Here is an 11,684-nt window from a genome sequence, read left to right as displayed (position 1 = left end):
TATTTCACGCCTGCCTTAACGCGTAAAAAAGGCCAATAAGTGTGCATAGCCCGAAAATACGACGTTGGTATCAACTCGGGCCTACCAAAGGACATCAGGACCAGGCATATTGGCGCACAAAACGGGCAGCGGCGTGTAAATCGGGGTACAGTACCCGGTCACGACCTATAAAGGGTATTTCGGCCCGGAACGCTTCCTCAACCTGCTGTAACTGGGGCGATGTGCGAACGGGCCGGCGTAGCGCCAGGGCCTGCACGGCATTCAGGAGCTCAATGCCCAGCACCTGTTCGGTGTTTTCAACTACGCGCAGGGCTTTGGTAGCGGCATTTGCGCCCATGCTCACGTGGTCTTCCTGCCCGTTGCTGCTCACAATGCTGTCGACGGAGGCGGGCGTGCAGAGCTGCTTGCTTTGGCTGACGATGCTGGCCGCCGCGTACTGTGGAATCATCAGGCCCGAATTCAGCCCCGGCTCGGCCACCAGGAACGGCGGCAGGCCGCGCTGACCGCTGATGAGCTGGTAAGTACGCCGCTCGGAAATAGAGCCCAACTCGGCCACCGAAATAGCCAGGAAATCCAGCGCTAGGGCCAGGGGCTGGCCGTGGAAGTTGCCGCCTGAGAGAATGGCGTCGTCCTGTGGGAAAATGTTGGGGTTGTCGGTTACGGCGTTACATTCGGTTTCCACCACGCCGGCTACGTACTGCACCGCGTCGCGGGAGGCGCCGTGTACCTGGGGCATGCAGCGGAAGGAGTAAGGATCCTGTACGGCCGTTTTAGGATGCTGCTGCAACTCGCTGCCCTCCAGTAGCTCGCGCAGGTGGCGGGCCGCCGCGAGCTGGCCGACGTGCGGCCGAATACGGTGCAGCCGCTCGTCGAACGGTTCGGGGCGGCCGTCGAAAGCTTCGAGGGAAAGCGCGCCAATGACATCGGCGGCGAGTAGGAGGCGACGGGCGCGCAACGTGGTGTGCACGGCGTAAGCCAGCATAAATTGGGTGCCGTTCAGCAGGGCCAGCCCTTCCTTGGCCTCCAGCGCAATAGGCTGCCAGCTAAAGAGGTGCATGGCATCGGCGGCGGCCAGGCGGTAGCCTTCGTATTGCACCTCGCCCAGGCCCACGAGTGGCAGGCACAAGTGGGCCAACGGCGCTAAATCCCCGCTGGCACCCAACGAGCCCTGCTGGTACACCACTGGGTGAATGCGCCGGTTGTAAAAGTCGAGCAGGCGCTGCACGGTGGCTACCTGCACGCCGCTGTGGCCGTAGCTCAGGCTCTGGGCTTTCAGCAGCAGCATCAGGCGCACGAGCTCCTCGGGCACTTCCTGCCCCGTGCCGCAGGCGTGCGACATCATCAGGTTCAACTGAAGCTGGCCGCGGTCTTCGGGCGAAATGCTGGTGTTGCACAAAGCGCCAAATCCGGTGTTAATGCCGTAGACGGGCGCGTCGGAGTGGGCCAGACGGTTGCGCAGGTAGTCGTGGCAGTCGGCAATGCGCTGGCGGGCGTCGTCGGAGAGCGTAAGAGCCGCGTTGGAGCGCAGCAGCTGCTCTATCGTCGCTAAATCGAGGTGGGTGGCGGGGTGAAGGGCGTGGTCAGCAGACATGGGTGGGGAAAGAGTACAGCCGGGGTGGGCGGCCGAAGGGGGCCTGAAACTACTGCATTGCGCGCAAATGTCAGCGCGGGGCTGGTGGCTAAAGTTGAGCTCCGTAGGCTTTCATGGAGCCCATTGTTTACCGGTTGCTGTGCCGCATAAAAACGGAAGTGGTGCTCCAACTATGCGTTAGAGCACCACCTTGTTTGCCCGACTTTGGTAGGTTATGCCAGCTTTTGCACCTCCGAGGCGGCATCTCCCAGCGCCAGCGTCTGCTCGGTGCCAGAGCGCATGTCGCGCAGCTTTACTTGGCCGGCCGTGCGTTCATCGGGCCCGGCAAGCAGCATGTACCGAATGCCGCGCTTGTCGGCGTACTCGAACTGCTTTTTGAGCTTGCTGACTTCGGGGTACAGCTCGGCCGAGAGGCCGGCGTCGCGCAGAGCTTTGAGTAGCGGCAGCACCGTGGCGCGGCCTTCCTGGTCAAAGTTGGCCACCAGGCACAAGGGCGCCGCGGCCACGTCTTCGGGGAACAGCTTCAGCTCCTCCAGTACGTCGTAAATGCGGTCGACGCCGAATGAAAAGCCCACGCCTGAGAGACCCGGCAGGCCGAACGCTCCGGTCAGGTTGTCGTAACGGCCGCCGCCCGAAATGCTGCCCATCTGCACGTTGTTCACCTTCACCTCGAAGATGCAGCCGGTGTAGTAGGAGAGGCCGCGGGCTAGGGTCACGTCGAAGTCGAGGCGGTGAAAGTTCTGGAAACCGAAGTCCTGCAGGTAGCCTTGCACTTGCTCTAAATCAGAAAGGCCGCGGGCCGGACCACTCGATGCATCGGCCAGCACGCCATCGGCCCCGAAGGTGGTGCGCAGCGCCGCGAGTTTGTCGTTGAACGAACCGCTCACTTCCAGGTAGGCGAATACCTTATCGATGGCGCCCTGCGAGAAACCGCGCTCCAGCAGCTCGCGCGTCACGCCGTCGCGCCCGATCTTGTCGAGCTTGTCGATGGCCACAAACAAATCCGACTCGGTGCCTTCGCCGCCCAGCGCCTGGTAAATACCAGAAAGCACGCCCCGGTGGTTGATTTTGATGGTGAAATCCGTCAGCCCAAGAGTAGACAGCACTTCGTCGATCATCAGCACAATTTCTGCTTCGCAGAGTAGCGACGTGGTGCCCACCACATCGGCGTCGCACTGCACAAACTCGCGGTAGCGGCCGCGCTGCGGGCGGTCGGCGCGCCATACGGGCTGAATCTGGTAGCGTTTGAAAGGCAGCGTGAGCTGGCCGCGGTTCATTACTACGTAACGGGCAAAGGGCACCGTGAGGTCGTAGCGCAAGCCTTTCTCGGCCACTTTGGGCAGGATCTTCTTCGAGCCAGCCGTTAAATCTTCGGCCGTTACATCCTTCGCAAAGTCACCCGAGTTCAGGATTTTGAACAGCAGCTGGTCGCCTTCGTCGCCGTATTTGCCGGTAAGCACCGACAGGTTTTCCATCGTTGGGGTTTCGAGCGGAGCGTAGCCAAATTTCTCGAACACGCGGCGCACAGTGCCGAAAATATAGTTGCGGCGGGCTACCTGCTGCGGACCAAAGTCGCGGGTGCCTTTCGGAATGCTGGGTTTTTGCATGATGAGTGTTGAGCGAGGCCGCAAAGGTAGCAGTGTGGGCGCCCCGGCTGTAATGAGCCTAGTTAAAAACCCAACCAACCCAGTAGTGCGCCGACGTGCTAAGCCGCTGTACAGGATTCACCCTTGCTGTTTAATCGGGCCCGAAACAGTCCAGCGGGTTGCCGTTCATAACAGCATTTCTTCTGCCTTGCCGCAAAGCTGGTACGGCCGCGCCTGCCGGTACCGTGTCGCATTCGTCCTATCAATCGTGCCGTGGAGGGCGTACCTTGGGAGTAGCTGCCGCTCCTGGTGGAAGCGGTAGGTGTAAAGCAGTTGCGGCATGAAGCTAGGTACCTATCAGCCTTCGCCCGCTTTAGCCGACTTCGTAGAGCACTACTGGGTCGTGGAGGACCAGGCTACGCCCGAGGCCCCGGTGCGGCATGCGGTATTACCGGCGGCTGTGCAGTCGGCCATCGTGGTGTTTGGCGAGCCGTACCAAACCATAACATTCGATGGCCGCGAGGTGCGCGACATTCGGCAGGGCCTGGTGCTGGGCCGCGTTACCGCCAAGCGCTTGTACCTGCAGCAAACAGGCCGGGTAGGCATTTTTGGCGTGCGGTTTACTTCCACGGGGTTCTTTAACCTGTTTGGTATTCCCATGCACCAGGCCACCGATACCACCATCGACCTCGACTGTGCCGCCGGGAAATTCGGCCGGGAGCTAACAAGCCGCGTCATCGAAGCCGGGTCTCACCCGGAGCGGGTACGGGCCGCCGAAGAAATATTGCTGCGCCAACTGGCCAAGGTGCAGCCCCGGCTCGATGCCATCGACTTTATAGCAGCTAGCATCGTACGGCAACATGGCAATGTGAGTATCGATGAGCTGTGCCGAATAGCCAATTTGAGCGTCCGGCAGCTGGAGCGGCGTTTCCAGGCGAAGGTGGGAACATCCCCCAAGCTCTATGCGCAAATTGCCCGTTTCGGTTACGTGTGCAAGCTGCTGAAAGACGAGCCCCAGGCCCAGTGGGTGGATGTAGCCTACCGCTGCGGTTACTACGATCAGGCCCACCTGATTCGGGAATTCCGGCGCTTTACCGGCGAAACCCCCGCTGCTTACTTCTCCCATTACGACGACTTCGCCCGCTTTTTCTGGGCCCGTTGAGGCTCCTGTCGCATTCTTCCTATACTTCAGCTGAAGGCCGGAGTATCTTTTGCTCAGCTTTTTACGGTGCCTGCCAATTCCCGCATGGCCGGCCGTACCGGTTTGGCCACCGCAGTGGCCCGGTTGCTCTTTGCCCAAAAACGCCCGCTTCCCAACCCTTTCTGCGCTATGAAAACACTTTTGATTTCTGCAGTATTGGCCCTGAGTGCCGGTACTGCCGCCTATGCCCAGGCACCCGCAACCGGTTATTGGAACCTCGAAACCAACCTCTCCACTCGCGACTACACCCTCGTACGCTTTTACAACGACGAGCACCAGCTAGTGCGGGAGGAGCGGCTCGATAACCTGTGCCTCGACCTAAGCCAAGGCACGCCGCTGTGCCGACGCACAGCCAAACTCCTCAATTCTACCCTGACCCAGGTACTCCAAAATCCAGGCAATACCGATTCAGCCTCCATGTTGGCGGTTCAGTTGGGCCAAAACCGCCGCTTGCAGCGGGTGTACGCGGTGCGGTAACGGCACGCCGGCAGGAGCGTAGGGGGCAGGTCTGCTTAGTCCTTGCTTCGTCCACATCCGGCTCCTTGCCCCCTCAGCTCTGATTTCAAGAGTAGGCGCGAAGCAGACCACACTCTCAGACGGGACATGAGGGCGTGGTCTGCTCGGTATGAAATGCAGTGGCCTGACCGTGCAATCTACTTGCGGGCTGCCGCTCGCCGCACTTGAAAAAGCACCGAGGCCGCTAATGGCGCTTTAAGGGCCGACCGAATGCCGGCCTGCCGCAAGCCTTGATTGGTCCAGTCGTTGCAGGTGCGCAGAGCATGGTACTGACCCCGCGCCAGGAAGAAAAAGTCTTCGGCGGTATAGCCATGAGCATTGCGCAGTACACGGCGTCCCGCCGAGTCGGGCTGAAAGGAACGGGCTATGTAACGGCTCAGCTCCTGGTATTGCGCTACCGAAATACGTAGCGGCACCACGTGTTTGCCCGCGGCCGGGTCCTGGCGGTAAAAATCGACGTGCATCAGCGTACGGCCCGGTAGCAAGGCCCGCGCCACCGTACCGGCTTTCGGAAACCCGCCCGCGTACGATTCCAGAAAAAAGGCTTCGTTACCCCACCCAAAGGCCACGTACTCATGAGCGCCGAAAGCTGCCGTCAGCGCCGGTTGGCCCAGCGTATCGAGCCACCGAATACCGCTGCGGGTTTCGTAAAGGGGCATCAGCAAATCGGTGTGGAAACCGTTCGATACCACGTAAATAGGCACACCATCGGGCGTTTCCCGGAAGTTGGCGTTGCGCGGCACCACGCTGCCTCCCATCAGCAATACAATAAATACAACGAAAGCCGACATCAGAAAACGCACCGCTGGTAACACCATGCTCATACGGCGGCAGCCTTTGCCCGGCCTGCCGCCTCTTGATGCGCCAACAGTTAATTGCGTAACCCTAAAATACCCGCGGGGCCTCGGCAAGTATGCCAAAGCCCCGCAAAGAATCATAGCTCAGGAAGGGGATGGAGGCGCAAGGCAAGCCCTGATTTACAGGCGCACTACCGAGCGTTTGGCGTAGCGGCCGGGTTGGGTGGTGTTCAGCACGAACTTGCTGGCTTGGCCCACTTTGGTTTGCTTGCCCAACAGGTTAGAGACTGGCAGACCCGTTTGTACATGCACCGCTACCGGCGACGCCATCGGGACCAGGGCTACCGAGCCAAGTGCCAGGCGGGGTTGGCGCGTGGAAACCTGAAATACGGGGTAAGGCTGCTCATAGCCCAGCACCGTAGTCCGCAAGCGGTAGTTGCCCATGGGCAGGTTCCCGATGCTGAAAGAACCGTCGGCGCGGGTGGTTACGCTGCACACATACACATTGTCGCTGGCCCGCAGCACAATAACGTTGGCCTGGGGAATGGCCTCCCGGGTGTGGCCGTCGAGCAGCTTGCCGGTAATGGCGCCTTTTGCGGTGGAAGTGCCGGCCGAGGCGAACGAGAAACCGGCAAAAAGGGCAACAACAAAGAAGCAGAAACGGATTACGAACGTTTTCATGGCTGAAAAGAAGAAAGAAAATGGGCGGGCCGGCGGGCGTTGGCAGAAGCCGCGGTTCTGCTGCCTGGTGCGGGGCGGTCCAAATGAAGGACTGAAACATGCCGCCCGCCGCGAACGACGAGCTGGGCGAAACCGGCCCTGTTGACCGGAGGTGAGGAGCTTCGCTGCGGGCCGCTTGCCCGGCAGGGTATTTTCAGGAGCGGCAAACGGCGCTCAGCGAGGAGAACGATATAAAGATAGTGTAAGGTACTTTGTGATGCAAGGTACTATTGATATTTATTTTTTGGTTTAGGTTTTAACAGCTTCCGGTTAGAATGTGACCGGTTAACAGAGCAATGATAAGCAAAAGGAAAGGGTAGAAAACCCGGTTTAGAACCGTACAGCGCTTAACGTTTCGGTGCTGTTGGCTTTCGACACGTTAGATGCGCGGCCTGCGAGAGGGGTTGCCTGAAATTTTAAAAAATTCAAAAAAATCATGGCCGTGGCGGTTTCGAGGAATAAGCGAGCAAGTCAGCAGGGGAAAGGTCTTGATCTTGAGTTGTTTGCTGGCTTGTGTAATCGACAGTGCAAAGGTAGGTCTGCGGGCAGAAGGGCTACAATCGCACAATGATGTGGCTGAAACCCATTCAAATGCTTTAATGCGCTGTAAAAGGTTTGCTGATGTTTGCGGACTCACATTATGGTGGGAGAACTAGCCGGTTGTAAGCTTTTGGTGTATGGCTGATGGCAGTAGCATAACAGAAGCAACTCATGGCCAAGCAAGACAGAAGCAGTAGAACTTTGGGTTTCGGCAGTGGTAACTGCTAGTATTTTCAAAGGTTACAGACTACGAACATATTCGTAGGTTGCTCGCGGAATATTTTTTATTTGTTATTTCTTGGCTTTATAATGGACTGCAGCCGGTCCCTTTCGTTGCGTTCGGTCGGTACATTTCCAGTATCAAACCAGCAAAAAAGCCAGAGCTAGAGGCTCCGGCTTTAAGATTGCATCTACGATGGTCATAGGTGCTGCGCTTCGGCCCTTGTATTAGCTACCGAACCCGCCACCGCCGCCCTGGGGCTGCGCTTCAATTTTCTTGGAGGGTTTGTTCGACCCGAAGTACCACGAGAAGCCCAGGTACCCTACTTGGGTTTCGTTTTTGAATTCGCCCGAGGCCGTGTAGCCGGGAGCAAAGGCGGAGAGCCGCTCGCGCCGGGTATCGAAAATGTCGCTCACCCGCAGGGTAAGGGCTGCGCGGTCGGAGAACAGGCGCTGGCGCAGTGCCAGGTCGATGCCGTACACCGGCAGAATGCGGCCTTGGGGCGTAAGGGTAGCGGCGCGGTAGTTACCGGTGAGTTGTACATCGAGCTTGGGCGTTGGATTGAACGTGTTCATCACGCGCACCGTGCCGGTGAGGTTAGCTTTGCTGTTCTCGTTCTCGGTAGCTGCCGTTATGCTCAGGCGGAACAACGAGCCGCTGGCCGTAACACGCCACCATTTGGTAATGGCCTGGTTCAGCGACATTTCAGCACCCATGCTCGTGGCCTGGCCGAAGTTAAGATTGTACATGCGCGAAGTAATGCCCACGCTTGGGTTCAGGCGCGTGGCCACGGTATCCACGTCGCGGAACTGCTGAATAGCGTTGTTGGTCTGGCGCCAGAACAGTGTGGAGCTAAGCGTGGCGCCGCCAATGGTGACTTGGTGCCCGGCTTCCAATGCATTGATGTACTCGGGGCGTAGGCTGGGGTCGCCAATTCGGTAGCTGCGCTGGTCCTGGTACAGCTGAAAAGGAAGCAGCTGCATGAAACCTGGCCGGTTCAGGCGGCGGGAGTAGCTGAGTTGTAGCCGCTGGTCGCCGGCAAGTTTACGCGCCACCGTGGCCGATGGGAAGAGGTTAAAATACTGCAGATCAAACTTACCCTGGTTACCAGCCACCTGTCCGTAAGTGTGCGTGTATTCGGCCCGAATGCCGCCTTGGTAGCTCCATTTACCCATTTCGTTCTGGTAAGTAGCATAGCCCGCCTGCACGTACTCGTTGAACTCGTAGGCGTAAGAGCGTTCTGCCACGCGGTCGAAACGACCTTCGTTACCCAGATTCTGCCGCTCAAAATCGGCGGAGCCGTCGTTGGCCTGCCACTGGCTTTTCAGGCCAACATCCACGCGGCCCTTGTTTGCCAGCGGATGTACATAGTCGGCCTGAGCAACGTAGGCGCGAATGGTGACGTCGAAATCCTGCTGCCAGTCGGGCAGGCCGGTTACGCCTTCCAGCATCTGCTGGCCCACCAGCACATCGGCGCCCACGCGGGTGTGGTGCAGGCTGCCGGTTAATTCGCGACCTTTTTGCTTGGCCCAGGTGCGGCGGTAATCGGTGGAAACGTCCACCACGTCCACCTTCTCGGTAACGTACGTGCCGGTGCGCTGAAACTGCGTAACGGCGCTGGTGTCGCTTTGTAGCAAAGCCGACTGGCGGCCGGTGTTATTACCACGGTGCCAGTTTGGCTGCACCGACAGGCTCAGGCTTTGCTCGGGCGAAATGGTGTAGTCGAAACCTAAACGGGCATTCTGGTCGAAGTTGTGGCTGAAACCGCGCGAATTCTGATCTGTGGTCAGCCGCACACCGTTCAGCTGTGCTTCCTGCTGGGTGGTGTTCATTCGGCGGAAGCGGTTGTCGCGCATGTCGTAGCTGGCGAACAAGTTGAGTTTGCCGGCCCGGCGGTTCAGGCTCAGCGTCGACGTGTACTTGTCGCGAGTGCCGGCATTTACCGCCGCAGTGCCGTTCCACCCGTCTTTTTTCTGCTTTTTCAGGATAATGTTGATGACCCCGCCCGAGCCAGCCGCGTCGTAGCGAGCAGAAGGATTAGTCACGATTTCAACCTTTTCGATACTGCTGGCCGGAATTTGGTCCAGTCGTGTGCCCATGCCCCCCGATGCGGCCCCGGTGGCCTTACCATCCACGAGAATGGTGATGTTGCTGCTGCCGCGCATGCTTACCGCACCGCTTTGGTCTACGGTAACCGAGGGCACGTTTTGCAGTACGTTCACGGCAGAGCCGCCCACGCTGGCTAGGTCTTTCTCTACGTTGATAACCTTCTTGTCGAGGTTGTCTTCCATGGCAGCCCGCTCGCCGGTTACCGTAACGCCTTTAAGCTGCGTAGCTGTAGGTAGCAGCGCTACACTACCCAGGGCCTGCTCTTTTTGACCAGCCGCCAGAGTTACGCCGCGGCGCAAAACCCCATACCCCAGCACCGAGGCCCGCAATGCGTAGTTGCCGGGTGCTACCGGCTCAAGCCGAAAGCCGCCGTTTTCCGCCGTCTGGGCACCCGTTGCCACCGTTGAGTCGGGTAAGCGCAGGAGTACCACGCTGGCAAACGGCAGTGGCTGCTGCGTGGCTTTATCGAGTAGGGTGCCGGTAACGGCGCCCGCGGTTTGGGCTTGCATGCTCAGGGGGAAGAGCGTAAGCAGGAGGCCTGAGCACAGCAGTGCCCGGCGGGTGGTGTACACCAGTGCCATATTGCAGGAAGAGTAGGGGGTGAACGGGCGCACTTCGTCAGCGGCCGCGGTTCCGCTGGGTGTGCTACCGGAAATGGAAGTCTGTTTTGCCGTTACGAAATGGCAACAAAGGGCCGCGACGCAAGTAGCGCCGGTTTACTGAGTGCCGGAAGAAAGGCTGTTTCCTCTTTGGTTGATGCAAATATAAAGGCAGGTACTTTGTGACGCAAGGTACCTGACTAGATAAGTATATGGGTAATGCCTTGTTAGTGGTTAAGTGTTTGATAATGAGTATTAAAAAAATAAAGCACCGGCTGCTGACGTATAGCTGCCGGCGCTTTATGCCCTGTGGGTTGGTGGTAAAGCCTATTTAGCCGCGGTTACCTCCAAGCCATTGCGAAACGTTTTCTTCTGTTGAACGGCTTTGCCGTCGGGTCCGAAATATGTCCAGATGCCGGTAGAGCGGTTGTTGCGGAACTGGCCGGTTACTTCCAGGGTGCCATCTTCGCGAAGCTGGCGGTGAGGGCCCACCTTGAGGCCACCTTTCCAGGTGGTTTCGCTACGCAGCTTGCCCGACTCGTAGAACTCCTGTTCCAGCCCGGTAGCCCGGCCGTTCTCGTAAAGCAGTTTGCGCTGCACTTGGCCGTTTGGGTGATAAGAAAGCTGTTCGCCCACCAAGCGGTTATTCAAGTAAGTTTCTTTACGCTGCACCTGCTTACCACCGGGGTAAAAAGTACGCCACGTGCCGGTGCGCTGGTTGTTCTTGAATTCCTGCTCCTCTTTCACGCTGCCTTCCTCGTAAAAAAGCGTGGCTTTACGGTCGCGGCCCAGGTTGCTGTAGGTGGCTTCCTGCTCGGTTTTGCCGGAAGGGTAGAGGTATTTTGCCGGCCCGTTAAGCACGCCGCCCTTGTAGTTCTGGGTACTTTTTAGCGCGCCGGTTTCGTAGTAGGTTTTCACCAGGCCTTCGAGGTTGGCGGTGTTGGGTGCCAGTTGTTGGGCCCGTTTGGTAAGGTCGTCGCCCAACGGATTTTTAACTTGGCGAGTAGCGGCGGTGGCCGGCACGTAATTGCCCTCAGTACGCAGTTTACCCGAGGGGTAATAGGTGCGCATGGTTCCGCGCCCGGTTTTGTCCATGGTCACCTCCGTTTCCAGCTGACCGTTCTGGTACCAGGTTTTGTAGCCACCCGCGAGCAAGCCGTTGCGGTACATGCCCTCACTTTGCTGCTGGCCCGAGGGAAAATACGTGCGCACGGAGCCATCGGGCTGGCCGTTGCGGTAGGTTATTTCAGCCTGTGGCTTACCCGAAGAATACACCTGACGAACAACGCCTTGGGGCTGGCCATTAAGCAGGGTCGTTTCCAGCTTCAGCTCCCCGGTAGGGTGGTACATCTTGATGTTGCCCGTGGGCTGATCATTTTCATAGGAGCCTTCCTGAGCTAGTTTGCCGTTCGCATAGTAGGTGCGGAAAGGCCCTTGGCGCTGCCCATTCTGGAACGTGACTTCCAGTCGCCGCTGCCCGTTCTCGAAGAGTTCAGCGTAGGCACTATCGGGCTTGCCGCCGCGGTAACTGGTTTGTACTTCTAACTTACCCGAGCGGTAAAAACGTTTGTAATTGCCCTCCATCACGGTGTCGGCACCCACCAAGGCTCGGTATACTTCGCGCTTTTTGGTTTTGGTGGAGTCGTAGTAAGTGGTGAGCACGCGGGGCCGTTGGGCCCAAGCTGGTGCTGCCAGGCATGTCAGCAGCAAAAGCAGAAGAAATCGGTTCATGCCCGCAAAAACGCAGAAATTTTGCCAATCGTGCGAAACCCATCAGGAAAGGGTAATTAGCCGGAGTTATTTAA

The 11,684-nt window shown here is 58.5% G+C and carries 8 protein-coding genes; 2 read left to right on the top strand and 6 right to left on the bottom strand.

Translation table 11 applies throughout. The features are described from left to right. Nucleotides 1-94: 94 nt before the first annotated feature. Both hutH and hisS read right to left on the bottom strand, forming a co-directional pair. On the bottom strand, nt 95-1,591 hold the full coding sequence (gene hutH / locus ABD903_RS17115) for a histidine ammonia-lyase (protein ID WP_345226309.1): 1,497 nt from the start codon (nt 1,589-1,591) through the stop codon (nt 95-97). A 212-nt stretch (nt 1,592-1,803) separates the two neighbouring features. Continuing rightward, a complete protein-coding gene (gene hisS, locus ABD903_RS17110) occupies nt 1,804-3,198 on the bottom strand; it encodes a histidine--tRNA ligase (protein WP_345226308.1) in 1,395 nt (464 codons plus the stop codon). A 319-nt stretch (nt 3,199-3,517) separates the two neighbouring features. Between hisS and ABD903_RS17105 the strand changes: the two genes are divergently transcribed. Both ABD903_RS17105 and ABD903_RS17100 read left to right on the top strand, forming a co-directional pair. Continuing rightward, complete coding sequence (locus tag ABD903_RS17105) at nt 3,518-4,339, top strand: helix-turn-helix domain-containing protein (protein WP_345226307.1); 822 nt, start codon at nt 3,518-3,520, stop codon at nt 4,337-4,339. A 168-nt stretch (nt 4,340-4,507) separates the two neighbouring features. Beyond that, nucleotides 4,508-4,855 carry a hypothetical protein gene (locus ABD903_RS17100; RefSeq protein ID WP_345226305.1) on the top strand — a complete coding sequence of 116 codons (348 nt, stop codon included), beginning with the start codon at nt 4,508-4,510 and terminating at the stop codon, nt 4,853-4,855. Between the two features lie 176 nt (nt 4,856-5,031). Here the strand turns inward: ABD903_RS17100 and ABD903_RS17095 are convergent, their stop codons facing one another. The 4 genes from ABD903_RS17095 to ABD903_RS17080 form a co-directional block, all read right to left on the bottom strand. Further along, entirely contained in the window at nt 5,032-5,685 is a 654-nt protein-coding gene (locus ABD903_RS17095; RefSeq protein WP_345226304.1) for a TIGR02117 family protein, read from the bottom strand. Between the two features lie 186 nt (nt 5,686-5,871). Continuing rightward, nucleotides 5,872-6,372: a carboxypeptidase regulatory-like domain-containing protein gene (locus ABD903_RS17090; RefSeq protein WP_345226302.1), complete on the bottom strand. Its 501-nt coding sequence runs from the start codon at nt 6,370-6,372 to the stop codon at nt 5,872-5,874. Nucleotides 6,373-7,398: 1,026 nt separating this feature from the next. Beyond that, complete coding sequence (locus tag ABD903_RS17085; RefSeq protein WP_345226300.1) at nt 7,399-9,861, bottom strand: TonB-dependent receptor domain-containing protein; 2,463 nt, start codon at nt 9,859-9,861, stop codon at nt 7,399-7,401. 345 nt (nt 9,862-10,206) lie between these two features. Then, nucleotides 10,207-11,610 (bottom strand): toxin-antitoxin system YwqK family antitoxin, encoded by a 1,404-nt coding sequence (locus tag ABD903_RS17080; protein WP_345226298.1) that lies wholly within the window; start codon nt 11,608-11,610, stop codon nt 10,207-10,209. Nucleotides 11,611-11,684: the final 74 nt, after the last annotated feature.

The sequence above is a fragment of the Hymenobacter koreensis genome (assembly GCF_039541855.1).
GTDB lineage: Bacteria > Bacteroidota > Bacteroidia > Cytophagales > Hymenobacteraceae > Solirubrum > Solirubrum koreensis.
Note: the sequence above shows the minus strand (reverse complement) of the source record. Positions and strands in the feature narration are given on the sequence as shown.

What these genes read in the sequence shown, in the direction of transcription:
- hutH (WP_345226309.1), bottom strand. Translation starts at nt 1,591, where the DNA reads ATGTCTGCTGACCACGCCCTTCACCCCGCCACCCACCTCGATTTAGCG.
- hisS (WP_345226308.1), bottom strand. Translation starts at nt 3,198, where the DNA reads ATGCAAAAACCCAGCATTCCGAAAGGCACCCGCGACTTTGGTCCGCAG.
- ABD903_RS17105 (WP_345226307.1), top strand. Translation starts at nt 3,518, where the DNA reads ATGAAGCTAGGTACCTATCAGCCTTCGCCCGCTTTAGCCGACTTCGTA.
- ABD903_RS17100 (WP_345226305.1), top strand. Translation starts at nt 4,508, where the DNA reads ATGAAAACACTTTTGATTTCTGCAGTATTGGCCCTGAGTGCCGGTACT.
- ABD903_RS17095 (WP_345226304.1), bottom strand. Translation starts at nt 5,685, where the DNA reads ATGTCGGCTTTCGTTGTATTTATTGTATTGCTGATGGGAGGCAGCGTG.
- ABD903_RS17090 (WP_345226302.1), bottom strand. Translation starts at nt 6,372, where the DNA reads ATGAAAACGTTCGTAATCCGTTTCTGCTTCTTTGTTGTTGCCCTTTTT.
- ABD903_RS17085 (WP_345226300.1), bottom strand. Translation starts at nt 9,861, where the DNA reads ATGGCACTGGTGTACACCACCCGCCGGGCACTGCTGTGCTCAGGCCTC.
- ABD903_RS17080 (WP_345226298.1), bottom strand. Translation starts at nt 11,610, where the DNA reads ATGAACCGATTTCTTCTGCTTTTGCTGCTGACATGCCTGGCAGCACCA.